Consider the following 13,694-nt stretch of genomic DNA (forward strand, 5'->3'; position numbering starts at 1 on the left):
CCGACTTGCTTTTATTCGACGGTGATTGTGATCACCTCGGAGACGATGGGCGGATTATGGGGCACATGCCCCGCATCGCCCAGCACCAGCTGCAGCGTGTGTTCACCAGGGGCAATCTCAAGCGTCACCTCGGTTTGGCCGCCGCCAAAATGGATGTGGTTGTCATCTGCGGGCAGACCATAGGCCAGCTCATCCGCGCCATCCTCGCCCTGCCCCAGAGGCGGACGGTCAATCAGAAGGTGATGATGGCCGGTACTTTCGACCTCTGTCCCGGCAGGCGCCACACCCATGCCGTTCAGGCCAAAGACGATTGTTACTGGGGACTGCACGGAATCACCGTCGGACAGATTAACGAAATAAACCTCGGCATCTGGGTTCGATGGGGTCTCTCCTGCGGCCAGAACGATGCTGGCAGAAAACATCAGAGCAGCGATGGAAAAAAAGGCTTTCATAATCTCCTCCTTGGTCACAAATTTGCCATTCTCATCTTAGCATATTTGCCTTGATCCCCATAAAACCCAGCGTTTATTGGGTTTGTGGCGAATTAAGAAACCACCGTTTCCACGTTTCCTATATTCGAACGATCCGTTTTAAATCCCTTTTATTATCCCGAATATGCCCTGTTTCCGCCCAGATTGCTGGCCAAACTGGTTGAAACGAAAAGACCTGGGGAACGAGAATGGACAGACTGACCGAAATGGAAGCCTTTGCCAACGTGGTGGACCAGGGTGGCTTCACTGATGCGGCGAAAAAAATGGGCATCTCCAAATCGGCCGTGTCAAAGCACGTCTCGAGCTTGGAGGCGCGCTTGGGCGCACGCCTTTTAAACCGCACAACGCGCCGTGTTTCACCGACCGAGATTGGCCTTGCGTATTACGACCGTGCCCGTCGGGTGCTCAATGACGCAGGCGAAGCCGATGCGTTGGTTACGTCAATGCAGTCCGCTCCGTCCGGCCTGCTCAGGATCAGTGTGGCGACCGATTTCGGCGTCAATCACCTGTCACCGGTTCTGTCCGAGTTTTTGTCAGCTTATCCCGATATCACCGTCAACATGGTCCTCAACAACCGCTACGTTGAACTGATCTCGGAGGGTTTCGACGTCGCGGTGCGTATCGGAGAGCTGGAAGACAGCACCTTGCGCGCACGCAAACTAACAGAAACCGTGAAACGAATGGTTGCTGCGCCAAGCTATATGGAAAAATACGGCTTGCCGCAGAAGATTGATGACCTGAACGAACATAAGCTGCTGCACTATTCCAGCCAGTCTTCGGGCAATGTCTGGAAGCTGACCGCCCCGTCGGGCGAAAAGCGTCAGGTTCGGACCGCCGGCTGGTTGAGCGTGAATGATGGGCAGTCTCTGCTGAACGCGGCGATCTCGGGCCTTGGGATCGCGCATTTGCCCAGCTACCTTTATGCCAGTGCGTTGAAATCCGGCAAAGTTCTGGACGCGATGCCATCTTTGCCAGACGAGGTTCAGGGGGTCTTTGCGGTCTATCCGCCTGGTCGCTTTACGCAACCCAAAGTACGTGCATTCATTGATTTCCTGGTCGAGTCCTTCAAGGACAGAGGACCAATGGATTGGTAATTTCTCCCCGGTGAAGACTGAACGGCCCGTACGAAAGTGCGGGCCTTTTTTTCAATTCACCAGCAGGACTGCCTCGACCCTTCGATTCTGATCACGGCCTTCTGGCGTCGCGTTCGTTGTCATCGGTGCCAGATACCCAATCCCGCGGGCCTCAAGACGACTTCCCGCAACGCCATGACCCTCGATCAATCGGACCCGGACAGCCTGCGCCCGCCCCGTGCTGACCGAGATATTCGCCTCGAGCGTGCCTGTATCGTCGGTGTTCCCGACAAGCGCCAGCCGAACATCAGGATTTTCGGACATGTAGGCCGCAATCAACCCCAGCGACGGAAACGGACCTTCGCCCAGCGTAATCTCTCCGGTTCTGAAATGCAGGTCGTCCAAAATGACATGACCGTTCTGCTCCAGCTCGGACAGCAGACCACCGGCCTGATTTACCGTTTCTTCGACAACCAGCGCAGGCGGTTCGGGTGCATCCACAGGCGTCACGCGGATCATCTGCACATAGCCATCGGGGGGGGTACGGCTGACCAGCAGACTCAGGGCCTCTTCGCCGCGTGTGGCGGACAGAAAGCGATAGTCCTGAATGGCCACATACATGTCGGGCGTGGGTACGACCTCGGTGCCAAAACGGAAATCGAAGCCACCGCAGGTAATCGCCTCGCATTCAAATGCTATATCAAAACCCTGATCCACGACTTGCTGACGCAGTGGCGCCAGTATCTGCAGCGTCGTACTGGACCCGGACTGCAATCGCCAAGTCAACCGCTCAACCCGGCCTTCAATCACGCGATCTGGGACTTTGCCCGATTCAAAGCGACCGATGGGCATGTCATAACTGTCCAGTGCACTGGTGCGATCGCTCACCAGACGCGACCCCGACGGCAAAGCAACTTCCTGCGCCGCCGCCGACCCCGCCAGCAACATGGATATCAGGACCGCGCGGCGGATCATCGGGCCTGCGCGTGATACGCGTCATTCGGAGCCATCGCTGTTGCGCTGGCGACCCGGTTCGACATGTTGAAAAAGCCTGTGACATTGGCGATGTCCCAGATATCGCGATCGCTGAACCCCACGTCGCGCAAAAGCTGGCGGTCGGGCTCCTCGATCTCGGCGCTGGCGGTTGTCATTTTGACCGCAAAGTCCAGCATCGCCCGTTGCCGCGCGTCCAGAGGCGCGACCCGGTAGTTCATCACCAACATCTCACCCAGTTGGGGGTTGCCCGACATCTGCCGCACCGCAGCCCCATGCGCCACAAGGCAGTAAAAGCACTTGTTGATTGCCGAAACGACCACTGCAATCATCTCACGTTCAAGCTTGGACAACCCGCTATCGGCCAACATCAGATCGTTATACATGGCGGTAAAGGTGTTCAGCTTGTCGACATCAAAGGCATAGGCCCGCAACACGTTAGGCACAAATCCCAGCTTTTCGACGCAGATATCGAAATACCTCTGCGTTTCGGGTGGCAGAGGATCAGCCATCGGTAAATTCAGCGCAGTCGGCAGAGGATGGTCGGTCACGTCAGGCTGTTCTCCTTAGATACACTGACGGTAATGGTATTCTCCGACGATCTCCATTCCAAGTGCCTGATAGAGACCATTGGCCCCAGCATTTGCCTTGGTGCAGATTACGCTTAGGGTTTGCGCGCCTTGTTCCTGCGCCCAGAACGCAGCTGCACGCATCGCCCATTTTCCCAGCCCGTGGCGACGATGATCGGGCAGGATCTCCAACGCATGGACCATGGCAATAGCGTCATGCATGGCGACAAAACCCGTACCTGCGGGTTGATCCGAACGCCTCAATAGCAGACCCGTTTTCGGCCCCGTAGCACGAGCCATCACGGCCAATCGCGCAGGTCCGATCCCGCCTTTGGCCCAGATCTCATTCATGATGGCCAGCGGATCCCAGATGGCAAAGGCTGTCACACGCGGAATCGGGATATCCGTCAAATGACCAACCGGGCAGGAATAGATATTGACGGGGTCCAGAACCTCATAGCCTCGGTTCTCGAGTTGCCGATCAAGCACCTCATCGCCGGGCCACAAACAAAAGATGCGCTTCTGACCCATCGCCAGCATCGCCGTCTCGGCCGAGTCGATCTGTGCCTCGGTCGCCGGTCCAAGAGCACTGGCTGCCGACACACGAGAACCGCCGCCCTGCCCTTCGCGCAGTTGAAACGGCCCAAGCCGTTCGTACCGTGCGGCAGGCCATGTGCCGTCAACGATACTGGCCCAGCGCGTCAAAGCTGAAGCTCTTTCGCAAGCCGGGTGATTGCGGCATCGACTTGCGGCCCATCGGTGCCTCGGACGACAATATTGGCACCGAAGACACCGTTGACCTGAAATGGATAGCTGCCAATCGCCAAATCTGGAAAATCAGCAGCCAAGACGGCCAGAGGCCCCGCGATGTCGCCTTCGCCGCGATTGACGCGCAGCGTCTGAGACAGTAGCGGGCTTCCACCGGTCAGGCCCGGCAAAACGCTGGCCACCATGGCCTGAAACACCGAAGGCACCCCGGCCATGACATGCACGTTCTCGATCGTGAAACCGGGTGCTGTCGATACCGGGTTGTCGATCAGGGTCGCGCCATCCGGGATGCGTGCCATGCGCAAGCGAGCCGCGTTCAGCTCTAACCCGGAATTTTTATAATGTGCTTCAAGCAGAGCCCGGGCGTCAGCGCGCACATCAATGGCCGCACCAAAGGCCCGTGCGATGCAATCGGCAGTGATATCGTCATGTGTCGGGCCGATTCCACCGCTGGTAAAAACATGGTCATGTGCGTCCGCCAACGCTTTGATGGCCGCCTCGATCGCCGGAGCGTCGTCGCTGACAATGCGCACCTCTTTCAGGTCGATGCCTTGTTTGGTTAGCTCACCGGCGAGATAGTGCATATTGGCATCGCGTGTGCGGCCCGACAGGATTTCATCCCCGATCACCAGCATTGCAGCGGTTGGATTGGCCATGGCGCATACCCTCTCTTGATCGACCCTACGGGCAGGTATAGGCCGTGGGACATGCGATTTGAAACCCCTCTTGTCCCCGCCCGCCTGATCCGCCGTTACAAACGCTTTCTCGCCGATTGCCAGCTGGAAGACGGGCGCGAGGTGACTGCCCATTGTGCCAATCCGGGCTCGATGATGGGGCTAGCGGAGCCTGGCCAGAAAATCTGGCTGGAACCCAATGACGACCCGAAGAAAAAGCTGAAATACGGCTGGCGGCTGGTCGACCATGAAAACGGGCATTTCACCGGGGTGGATACATCCGTTCCCAACAAAGCCTTGCGCGCCGCACTGCAGGCTCGTGACATCCCGGCTTTGGCTGCCTATGAAACCGTACGGCCCGAGGTCAAATACGGACAAAACAGCCGCGTTGATTTTCTACTGACCCAACCCGGCCTGCCCGACGCCTATGTCGAGGTCAAAAGCGTTACCTTGTCGCGCCAACCCGGTCTGGCCGAGTTTCCCGATAGCGTCACGGCGCGTGGCACCAAACATTTGGGCGAGTTGGCTGAGATGGCAACACAAGGACATCGGGCAATCATGCTGTATCTGGTGCAGCGCACCGATTGCGGCAGGTTTGCTCTGGCTGCAGACATCGATCCCGCCTATGTGGCAGCTTTTGAAGCCGCTAGAGGAGTGGAGCGGCTGATCTGCGGCACGACGATTTCGCCCCAAGGTGTTTGGGTCGACGCAGGCAAAGACTGGCAAATCACATAACTTAACCAGAGAACCGGAATTCGCCCAGATATGCACCGGTTTGCGGATTGAACCCGCGATAACTGCCATCTTCTGCCAGTCCCACGACCGCGCACAGCTTGCGGCCCTGTCGGAAAGTGGCCCAACGGCTGCAAATTTCACTCCCTTCCAACCACCAATCGCCAGTGTCCTGCCCCAGCTGCGGCACACGGATTTGAAATCCGCCGTCGCTATGTATCCGGGCGGATCCGGTGATATGAAACCGCTGAAACGCGATTTTGCGGTCCGTTGTCAACAAAGCAGACAGGTCATCCGCGGACAGCATCTGCACCTCCTCTCGGCACCCGGCAAGGACGCAAAGGGCGAGGATCAGGTTTCTTTTCAAACGTCGTGTCCTTTGTTGCACAGCGTGACTCTATCGTCATTCTGCGAGTGCGCAGATCACAAGATCGCGCGAAATTACTCGCCGACTGCCAATCCAATTGCATCTAAACTGCAGGCATGCTTGAATTTCTGCAGTATCAAACCATTTTTACTGATCTGCAGACCCGCGACCCATCGCCCTCTGGAACTTTCTGCACAAGCAGCGTAAACAAAGTGCTGCGCGAAACATTTGGAGCCTAGCGTCGATGAAAGAGCATCGTGGCCGCCTGACCAAGGACGGTATCCGCATCTATGAACAGGGTGACTTTGCCGGCATGCATGCGGCAGGGGCCTTGGCTGCACGGATTCTGGATGATATCGCCCCGCATGTGTTCCCGGGCCAGACCACCGGCGCGATTGACGGGTTGATCACCCAGATGGTCGAGGACGCGGGCGCGACCTCGGCAACCATTGGATACAAGGGCTATCAGCACGCCAGCTGCATCAGCGTAAACCATGTTGTCTGCCACGGCATTCCCGGCGACAAGCGGCTGAAAGACGGCGATATCCTGAATATCGACGTCACGGTTATTGTGGATGGCTGGTTTGGCGACACCTCACGCATGTATGTGGCCGGTAAGCTGCCCCGCAAAGCCGAGCGTTTGATTCAAGTGACCCATGACGCCCTGTTCAAGGGCATCGAGATGGTCAAGCCCGGCAACACCTTCGGTGATATCGGCCACGCGATTCAGGCCTATGTCGAGGCGCACCGGATGAGCGTCGTGCGCGATTTCTGCGGTCACGGTCTGGGGCGTGTATTCCACGCACCGCCCAACGTGTTGCATTACGGCCGTCCCGGCACCGGTGCCGTTCTGGAAGAGGGCATGTTCTTCACCATAGAACCGATGGTCAATCTGGGCCGACCCGAGACCAAGACGCTGGCCGATGACTGGACCGCCGTGACTCGCGACAAGTCGTTGTCAGCGCAGTTTGAACACTCGGTGGGTGTAACGGCCAATGGGGTCGAGATTTTCACCCTGTCACCGGGCGATATGTTCCACCCGACCTATTCGTCCTGATCAAGCGCCTGATCGCGGAGCAGTTTCAGCAACAAAGTTTCATCCCGCCACGGGATGACGGCGTCATGGATGAACACAGGGGCGCGCAAGGGCTTGCGCTCGGGGCTGGTTGAGGTGTCGGCATCCTGCGAAGGTGCCCAGAACGGAGGGGTGAGTGCGCGATCCATACTGCAGCTTACCACATCCGGGTCAGAGTCCCAAAATCACCGGAACTTGAGCCATATCCGTAAACAGCTCGGCCCCCAGATCGACCAGTTTTTGCCCTCCGCCCTGTGGCGCATAAGCCAGACAGCGCATATCGGCGCGCATTGCGGCGGTGACGCCGCTAGGGCTGTCCTCGATCACGACGGGAGCTTTCGCCCCAAACTGTTCAGCCGCCGTCAGAAACAGGGTTGGATCGGGTTTCGCCACCTTTAGAACATGGGCCGAGAAGGCCACATCCCGAAACCTGTCCCACAGTCCGTTTTGGCCCAGTGTGATCTGCATCTTGTCCGGACTGCCATTTGAGGCAACACAAAAGGGAACACCGCGCGCGTCCAGCGTGGCCAGCAGATCGGCAACACCCGGCATCAGGTCCACTCCGCCGCGCAGACGCGCGTAAGTCTCTGCATAGACTTCATCGACCCAATCCTGGGGCAGATCCGCGCCCAGCGCACGAGCTTTGTCGCGCACCCCGGTCATGGTGCCGCCAAGAAAGAACCCCACACTGTCTTCAAGAGTCAGGTCCAGCCCATAACGTGAAAGGTTTTCGACCAGCACCTGATTGGACAGCGGCTCACTGTCCACCAGCACGCCATCGCAGTCAAAGATCACCAGATCATGCATCCGTATCGCCCTTCCACATCAGCGTGATATGCGTATCGCCGTATTTGCGGCTATCTTGCAGGGTGAACCCTTCGGGCGGCTGCATGGGGGCGTTTTCCTCCCACACGATGAGGGCGTCATCGTCGATCCAGCCGGACAACGCGGCAATAGCCTTTTGGCCCATCGACTTGCCGTAAGGCGGATCGAGAAAGATCAGATCATAAGGCGCGCCGGTGTTTTCACCCAGCCGGGTTGCATCGCGGCGGATCAACTGGGTTCGGTCAGTACAGCGGGTCAGGTCGATATTCTTGCGGATTAGCCCCTGTGCCACGCGCCCGTCATCCACGAAGGTCACTTGAGCCGCACCGCGCGACAGTGCCTCAAGCCCCAGCGCGCCGGTGCCTGCAAACAGGTCCAGCACGCGCAGCCCGACAAAATCAATCTGGTGACTTAGGACGTTGAACAGACTTTCGCGCACCCGGTCCGTCGTAGGCCGCAAATGCGCCCCCGCATCCCCCTTACCGACCGAGGCCAAAGCCCGGCCCCGGAATTCTCCGGCGATAATCCTCACGCTTTGAGCAGCGGTTTCAGGTCCGCATTCGGGTCGGCCACCACGGCGGGATCGGCGGTTTTTCCTGCGTCGATCAGGCGTTTGCCAACCATATAAGCGCGCGGGTCGTTCATCGCGTCCACCGCAATCAGTTGATCGCCTTTGTAATACCAGAAGGACACCGTCAGCCCCTCACCCTGCCGGGTCACAACGCGATCATAGCCCGTGTTCAAACCGGCGATTTGCAGTTTGACGTCATACTGATCCGACCAGAACCACGGTGTCGCGGTGTAATCCTTGGCCGCGCCCAGCATGTTCTGGGCCACGATCTCGGCCTGATCAATGGCGTTGGGTACGCTCTCCAGACGGATACGCCCTTCGCCATGCGGGAAAGACGCGCAATCGCCCGCCGCCCAGATCGACGGATCCGAGGTGCGGCCATGGGCGTCGGTTTTGATGCCGTTCTCCAGCTCCAGCCCCGCCATTTCAGCCAACTGAGTCGCAGGCGCGATGCCCACGCCGACCACGACGAAATCAACGGCAATCTCGGTGCCATCGGTCAAAGTTGCGCCTGTCACTTTGCCATCTTCGCCCAGCAGACGGTCCAGCCCGACGCCTTCACGGATATCGGCCCCGTATCCGGAATGCAGCGCGCGGAAATAATCGCTGGTCTCAGGTGCGGCGACCCGTTGCAGGATGCGGTCTGCCATCTCGACCAAGGTCACCTTGACCCCGCGCTTGGCGCAGACCGCAGCCGCCTCGAGCCCGATATAGCCACCGCCAACGATCAGCGCGCGGGCGCCGTCGGTCACGCGCGGCTCCATCTCGTCGATATGGGCAAGATCGCGCACCACGTGTACGCCTTGCAGATCGCCACCAATCGCCGCAGGCAGGCGGCGGGGGTCGGACCCGGTGGTCAGGGCCAGTTCGTCATAAGAAATGACCTCATCGCCCAGTGACACGGTCTTGGCTTGCGGATCAATCGCAGTCACGCGCTGGCCCAGACGCAGGGTAATGTTGTTCTCGGCATAAAAGCTCTCGGGGCGCAGGAACAGGCGCTCCAACTCCATCTCGCCCAGCAGGTAAGCCTTGGACAAGGGCGGGCGCTGATAAGGCAGATACGGCTCGGCCCCGATCAGGGTGATATCGCCCTCAAACCCGTCTTTGCGCAGCCGCGCCACCAGCGATGCACCCGCCTGCCCGGCTCCGATCACGACAATATGGCTCATCTTCCCCTCACCCTGTCGAATTCCCGTGGTCTCCTCCACGCGACCACCTATATTGCGGCTAAGCCCGACTCTGCAAATCCAAACGACAGGAGCACAAAAATGATTTCAACAGGTGATACGCTGCCCGACGCCACACTGACCCAGATGGGTGCCGAAGGCCCCGAGGAGGTCCGGATTTCCGACAAGACAAACGGGCGCAAAGTGGTGATCTTTGCCGTCCCCGGCGCGTTCACGCCCACCTGCCATTCGGCTCATGTGCCCAGCTTCATGCGCACCAAGGATCAGTTCGATGCCAAAGGCGTGGACGAAATCATCTGCCTGTCGGTCAACGACCCCTTCGTGATGAAAGCCTGGGGCGAGGCCACAGGCGCGTCCGATGCGGGCCTGACCATGCTGGCGGATGCCGCGTCCGAGTTCACCAAGGCCATCGGTATGGATTTCGACGCTCCGCCGGCCGGGCTGATCGCGCGCTCGAAACGCTATGCGATGCTGGTCGAGGATGGCAAAGTCACCGCGCTGAACCTAGAAGAAAGCCCCGGCGCGTGCGAAATCTCTGCTGGTGAGGGCCTTTTGGACGTCATCTGATCCGGTTTGGCCCCGGTTCTGTCGGGGCCTTTGCCCTATTTAACTTGATAGATAACTCTGAACGGCAAATACTCGGCCTAGTTGTTCAGGGAGTTCTTTTATGAAGCTCAAGTCCATTACCCTATGTCTGGGCACGGCAGGCGCACTGGCCGCGTGCGGTCCGGCCCCCACACCCCAACAACAAGCCGCCCGCCAGCATGAGATCGCCTGCCTCAGCGGCACGGTCGGCGGCGCGCTATTGGGTGGCGTCATCGGCAATCAGTTTGGCGGCGGGTCCGGCAAGACGATCCTGACAGCAGCAGGGGCTGCCGTCGGCGGGATCGAAGGTCAGAAATTCGCGTGCTGAGGAGGACATCATGAGACTTGGGATTTTGACACTTGGCCTGACCCTGTTGGCCGACACCAGTGTGGCCGAAACCGTGGCAGAGCTGCATGAGAACGAACTGAAAGCCATCGACGCCAACAATGACGGTTTTCTGTCCAAAGACGAGTTCAACGCCTTTTCAGACTATGCATTTCAGGCGATGGATGAGGACAAGAGTGGCACGCTGGGTCTGGAGGAAGCCAAACCCTTTCTGGACATAAAGCAATTTCAAAGCGTTGACCGCAATCGGGATAACGTTATCTCTCGACCAGAATATGATGCGCAGATGACTGAGGATTTCTCATCTGCCGACAAAAACAGGAATGGTCAGTTGGACTAGGACCGCCCCAACCCGACAGGAGCGCGCTATGAAAAAATGGATTTCTCTGGGTGTTCTGGCTTTGCTTGCAGCGTGTGACGTGCCGCAAGCGCCGATTGTAACCGGACCGGATGGTCAGCAGCGGATACAAATAAACACCAGCGGGCTGACCTGTTATGACACGCGGTGTCTAGACATTAACCCGGCGGCGCGGTCGGTGCGATCGAATGGCCTTCGAGAAACTCGCATCCCGAAAAATATCGACGTGAGCAGTGGCACTGTAACGCCTGATGAATTCCGGCAAATGGGTGTGGCTGCCTCGCTGGCGGGTGGCGTCGGCTCGGCAAGCGACCGGGGTTAAACCAGACTGTCCATCTTTCGGGCCAGCTTTGCGTCCAGCGCCGACAATCCACCCACATCATGGGTAGACAAGGTCACCTCGACCGTACGGTAGACATTGAACCATTCGGGGTGATGGTTCCATTTCTCGGCAAAGATGGCCACTTGGGTCATCCAGCCAAAGGCGTGGACAAAATCCTGGAAGATGAAAGTCTTGGTGATTGCGTCCCGGCCTTCCACCATTGTCCAGCCATTTTGAAACAGAGGGTCCAGAAGGGGGCCGCGCGTTTCCGTTGACAAAAGTTCGGTCATTGCTGTTCCTCCGGGTTCGCTTTTCTGAACGGGCCGTAATCCGTCAGAATCTCGATCTCTTCTCCCACTGCGCGGGCCTCGGCGTCCAGATATTTTCGGATCGCGTCGGAAAAACCAGGGTCGTTGACCCAGTGAAGACTGTGCGTGCGCGTTGGCAGATAACCGCGGGCCAGCTTGTGTTCCCCCTGCGCGCCCGCCTCGACCCGTGACAAGCCTTGCGCAATGGCGATATCGATTGCCCGATAGTAACACAGTTCGAAATGCAGGCAGGCGTGATGTTCGATGCAGCCCCAATAGCGGCCATAAAGCGTCTCGCGCCCGATGAAATTCAACGCACCTGCAATTGGATATCCATCCCGTTCAGCCAGCACCAACGCCATGTCGTCGGCCATGGTTTCATGAGCGATGTCAAAGAACTGACGGGTCAGATAGGGGACCCCCCACTTACGTGACCCAGTGTCCTGATAAAACCGCCAGAACGCATCCCAGTGCTTTGGCCGTAGGTCATCGCCCGTGTAAGTGCGAATCTGGCCGCCAAATCCACAGGCCTGCGCACGTTCCTTACGGATATTCTTACGTTTGCGCGACGAGAGCGCCGCCAGAAACCCGTCGAAATCCGCATAGTCATGATTGAGCCAGTGAAACTGTTGCGAATGACGCACCATCAGGCCCATTTCTTCGCCCGCTTCGGCCTCGGCCTCGGTGCAAAAGGTCGCGTGGATGGATGAGACCTGATTATCCGCCGCCAGTTGCACCGCACCTTGTACGAGGGCCGACAGGCCGACGCCCTCATACCCCGGCCGCACCAGAAACCGTCGCCCCGTGGCGGGTGTGAAGGGCACCGCGATTTGAAGCTTGGGGTAATAGCGCCCGCCCGCATTCTCATAAGCGTGCGCCCAGTTGTGGTCAAAGATGTACTCACCCTGCGAGTGCGACTTGGCATACATCGGAGCCGCGCCGATCAGCATTCCATCCAGATACGCGGTCAGATATTGCGGTTGCCAGCCTGAGCCGCGCCCGACCGAGCCGCTGTTTTCCAGCGCCAACAAAAACCGATGCGTGGTAAACGGATCAAGTGGGCGACCGCCATCGGCAGCCTCGGGGCAGGCGCAACTGTCCCACTCTGCAGCAGGGATTTGCGACAGCGACCCCAGTACCCGAACCTCGATTTGCGCCTGATCCATGTGCCCTCCGCGTCTTGTCTTTATCTGTGACAGATGGGGTGGGGTTCAACCCGGGTGGGCGGCCAAATACCCCTCGAAGGTCACATTATCGGCAACCTTGCGGGCCTCTGCCTCTTGTTCGGGCGAGCGGATGGTCCAACAAAGGATCGGCACACCCTGCGCCTTCAACTCGGCCACACGGGGACGCGCCAGGTCTGCAGCCTCATGACTTATGAAACTGGCGCTGACCCGTTCGAAATCGGGAATGCTACGCAAATGGTCGCAGACTGCTTGCGGCAGATGTTCGACCTTGGGCTGATACGAACAGGTTGTGATGCCGCGCGGCAGATGGGGGGCAATTCGTGCCAGTTCGGCGACGGAATTAGGGTTGAATGACATCAGCGCCACGGCCCCGTCATAGCCCTGCAAAGCACGCACGGTGTCTTGCTCCAGAGGGCCAACATCAGTGCCCATCGCGCCATCCTGATCTTTCAATTCGATCAGCAGAGGCACTTGCCCGGCCACGATCTCAAGCACCTCGTCCAGCGTCGGAATACCGTCTGCGGCATGCAAAAGCTGCGTCGTCTGCGCCTCGGCCGCCGAGATTTGCTGAATCGGGCCAGAACGGCCCGTCAGACGGGTCATGTCATAGTCGTGAAACACCATCGCCCGGTTGTCGCTGGTGCGTTGCAGGTCAATCTCGATACCATATCCGGCCTCGACAGCCGCGCGAATGGCCGCCCGGCTGTTTTCCGGGCGGTTGTCCGAGAGGTCGTGCAATGCCCGATGCGCGATCGGAGCCTGCAGGAACACGTCAGGCAAGGCGGGTGTCATGCGACCTCGAAAATACCTTCGATCTCAACAGCCACGCCCAAAGGCAGCGCCGCAGCACTGACAGCCGAGCGCGAATGGCGACCAGCCTCACCCAGCGCTTCGACCAGAAAGTCCGACGCGCCGTTGATGACCTGTGGCTGTGCTGTGAAATCAGGGGTCGAGTTCACGAACCCTGTCAGTTTGATCACCCGCACCAGCTTGTCGATATCACCGCCACATGCCGCTTTGACTTGCGCCAGCAGGTTGATCGCACACACTTTGGCGGCTGCTGCACCAGCTTCGACCTCCATGTCATCGCCCAGCTTGCCGATGATCATCGAACCATCGTTCGAAATCTGCCCCGAAACATAGACGATGTTACCAACGCGCACGAAAGGCACATAGTTGGCCGCCGGTGCCGGCGCGTCGGGCAGTGTAACGCCCATGCTGTCCAGTTTTGCTGCAATGCTCATGTGATGGTCCTCACCTTAA

21 protein-coding genes are annotated in these 13,694 nt (G+C 58.7%); 7 read left to right on the top strand and 14 right to left on the bottom strand.

Features of this window, described 5'->3' with window-relative positions; genetic code table 11:
* Positions 1-11: 11 nt before the first annotated feature.
* Positions 12-452, bottom strand: coding sequence for a DUF4399 domain-containing protein (locus tag AC2FNR_RS18875; RefSeq protein ID WP_496850753.1), 441 nt, complete (start codon positions 450-452; stop codon positions 12-14).
* A gap of 227 nt (positions 453-679) precedes the next feature.
* Between AC2FNR_RS18875 and AC2FNR_RS18880 the strand changes: the two genes are divergently transcribed.
* Positions 680-1,585 carry a LysR family transcriptional regulator gene (locus AC2FNR_RS18880; RefSeq protein ID WP_170355969.1) on the top strand — a complete coding sequence of 302 codons (906 nt, stop codon included), beginning with the start codon at positions 680-682 and terminating at the stop codon, positions 1,583-1,585.
* Positions 1,586-1,636: 51 nt separating this feature from the next.
* On the opposite strand, the gene AC2FNR_RS18885 is transcribed toward AC2FNR_RS18880, so the two are convergent.
* Genes AC2FNR_RS18885 through AC2FNR_RS18900 form a run of 4 tightly spaced genes read right to left on the bottom strand, consistent with a single transcriptional unit; the run spans position 1,637 to position 4,550 of the window.
* Complete coding sequence (locus AC2FNR_RS18885) at positions 1,637-2,539, bottom strand: OmpA family protein (RefSeq protein WP_496850755.1); 903 nt, start codon at positions 2,537-2,539, stop codon at positions 1,637-1,639.
* Entirely contained in the window at positions 2,536-3,108 is a 573-nt protein-coding gene (locus AC2FNR_RS18890; RefSeq protein WP_353392798.1) for a peroxidase-related enzyme, read from the bottom strand. Before AC2FNR_RS18890 ends, AC2FNR_RS18885 begins: the two co-directional genes overlap by 4 nt.
* A 15-nt stretch (positions 3,109-3,123) precedes the next feature.
* Positions 3,124-3,831, bottom strand: a complete 708-nt coding sequence (locus tag AC2FNR_RS18895; protein ID WP_496850757.1) for a GNAT family N-acetyltransferase — start codon at positions 3,829-3,831, stop codon at positions 3,124-3,126.
* Positions 3,828-4,550, bottom strand: a complete 723-nt coding sequence (locus AC2FNR_RS18900) for a competence/damage-inducible protein A (RefSeq protein ID WP_170755225.1) — start codon at positions 4,548-4,550, stop codon at positions 3,828-3,830. The genes AC2FNR_RS18895 and AC2FNR_RS18900 overlap by 4 nt, the downstream gene beginning before the upstream one ends.
* A 51-nt stretch (positions 4,551-4,601) precedes the next feature.
* Here AC2FNR_RS18900 and sfsA point away from each other — a divergent pair, with 51 nt between their 5' ends.
* The gene (gene sfsA / locus AC2FNR_RS18905) at positions 4,602-5,303 is read left to right on the top strand and encodes a DNA/RNA nuclease SfsA (protein ID WP_496850759.1); all 702 of its coding nucleotides are present in this window, start codon (positions 4,602-4,604) and stop codon (positions 5,301-5,303) included.
* Position 5,304: 1 nt separating this feature from the next.
* Here the strand turns inward: sfsA and AC2FNR_RS18910 are convergent, their stop codons facing one another.
* Positions 5,305-5,607 (bottom strand): hypothetical protein, encoded by a 303-nt coding sequence (locus AC2FNR_RS18910; RefSeq protein WP_170355958.1) that lies wholly within the window; start codon positions 5,605-5,607, stop codon positions 5,305-5,307.
* A 304-nt stretch (positions 5,608-5,911) separates the two neighbouring features.
* Here AC2FNR_RS18910 and map point away from each other — a divergent pair, with 304 nt between their 5' ends.
* On the top strand, positions 5,912-6,724 hold the full coding sequence (gene map, locus AC2FNR_RS18915; protein WP_170755223.1) for a type I methionyl aminopeptidase: 813 nt from the start codon (positions 5,912-5,914) through the stop codon (positions 6,722-6,724).
* Here map and AC2FNR_RS18920 read toward each other — a convergent pair.
* The 4 genes from AC2FNR_RS18920 to AC2FNR_RS18935 are packed head-to-tail and all read right to left on the bottom strand — an operon-like array spanning position 6,712 to position 9,307.
* Complete coding sequence (locus AC2FNR_RS18920; protein ID WP_170755222.1) at positions 6,712-6,891, bottom strand: hypothetical protein; 180 nt, start codon at positions 6,889-6,891, stop codon at positions 6,712-6,714. The genes map and AC2FNR_RS18920 overlap by 13 nt on opposite strands.
* 22 nt (positions 6,892-6,913) lie before the next feature.
* Positions 6,914-7,549: an HAD family hydrolase gene (locus AC2FNR_RS18925; RefSeq protein ID WP_496850762.1), complete on the bottom strand. Its 636-nt coding sequence runs from the start codon at positions 7,547-7,549 to the stop codon at positions 6,914-6,916.
* Positions 7,542-8,099, bottom strand: coding sequence for a 16S rRNA (guanine(966)-N(2))-methyltransferase RsmD (rsmD, locus tag AC2FNR_RS18930; RefSeq protein WP_496850764.1), 558 nt, complete (start codon positions 8,097-8,099; stop codon positions 7,542-7,544). Before rsmD ends, AC2FNR_RS18925 begins: the two co-directional genes overlap by 8 nt.
* Positions 8,096-9,307 carry an NAD(P)/FAD-dependent oxidoreductase gene (locus AC2FNR_RS18935; RefSeq protein WP_496850766.1) on the bottom strand — a complete coding sequence of 404 codons (1,212 nt, stop codon included), beginning with the start codon at positions 9,305-9,307 and terminating at the stop codon, positions 8,096-8,098. Before AC2FNR_RS18935 ends, rsmD begins: the two co-directional genes overlap by 4 nt.
* A gap of 99 nt (positions 9,308-9,406) precedes the next feature.
* Between AC2FNR_RS18935 and AC2FNR_RS18940 the strand changes: the two genes are divergently transcribed.
* The 4 genes from AC2FNR_RS18940 to AC2FNR_RS18955 all read left to right on the top strand — a co-directional run bounded on the left by AC2FNR_RS18940 (position 9,407) and on the right by AC2FNR_RS18955 (position 10,936).
* Positions 9,407-9,892: a peroxiredoxin gene (locus AC2FNR_RS18940; protein WP_480869119.1), complete on the top strand. Its 486-nt coding sequence runs from the start codon at positions 9,407-9,409 to the stop codon at positions 9,890-9,892.
* 100 nt (positions 9,893-9,992) lie between these two features.
* Positions 9,993-10,238: a glycine zipper 2TM domain-containing protein gene (locus AC2FNR_RS18945; protein ID WP_170772870.1), complete on the top strand. Its 246-nt coding sequence runs from the start codon at positions 9,993-9,995 to the stop codon at positions 10,236-10,238.
* Positions 10,239-10,248: 10 nt separating this feature from the next.
* The gene (locus AC2FNR_RS18950) at positions 10,249-10,596 is read left to right on the top strand and encodes an EF-hand domain-containing protein (RefSeq protein WP_480869117.1); all 348 of its coding nucleotides are present in this window, start codon (positions 10,249-10,251) and stop codon (positions 10,594-10,596) included.
* 28 nt (positions 10,597-10,624) lie between these two features.
* On the top strand, positions 10,625-10,936 hold the full coding sequence (locus AC2FNR_RS18955; protein ID WP_480869116.1) for a hypothetical protein: 312 nt from the start codon (positions 10,625-10,627) through the stop codon (positions 10,934-10,936).
* Here AC2FNR_RS18955 and AC2FNR_RS18960 read toward each other — a convergent pair.
* From AC2FNR_RS18960 to AC2FNR_RS18975, 4 genes are read right to left on the bottom strand one after another with little or no spacing between them, the layout of a single operon-like run.
* Positions 10,933-11,226, bottom strand: a complete 294-nt coding sequence (locus AC2FNR_RS18960; RefSeq protein WP_170355939.1) for a 4a-hydroxytetrahydrobiopterin dehydratase — start codon at positions 11,224-11,226, stop codon at positions 10,933-10,935. The two genes, AC2FNR_RS18955 and AC2FNR_RS18960, sit on opposite strands and share 4 nt — an antisense overlap.
* Positions 11,223-12,410 carry a GNAT family N-acetyltransferase gene (locus AC2FNR_RS18965; protein WP_496850769.1) on the bottom strand — a complete coding sequence of 396 codons (1,188 nt, stop codon included), beginning with the start codon at positions 12,408-12,410 and terminating at the stop codon, positions 11,223-11,225. Before AC2FNR_RS18965 ends, AC2FNR_RS18960 begins: the two co-directional genes overlap by 4 nt.
* Positions 12,411-12,455: 45 nt before the next feature.
* Positions 12,456-13,223 (bottom strand): glycerophosphodiester phosphodiesterase family protein, encoded by a 768-nt coding sequence (locus tag AC2FNR_RS18970; protein ID WP_480869114.1) that lies wholly within the window; start codon positions 13,221-13,223, stop codon positions 12,456-12,458.
* Positions 13,220-13,675 carry a RidA family protein gene (locus tag AC2FNR_RS18975; RefSeq protein ID WP_170355934.1) on the bottom strand — a complete coding sequence of 152 codons (456 nt, stop codon included), beginning with the start codon at positions 13,673-13,675 and terminating at the stop codon, positions 13,220-13,222. The genes AC2FNR_RS18970 and AC2FNR_RS18975 overlap by 4 nt, the downstream gene beginning before the upstream one ends.
* Positions 13,676-13,694: the final 19 nt, after the last annotated feature.

The sequence above is a fragment of the Ruegeria sp. SATB045 genome (assembly GCF_059613525.1).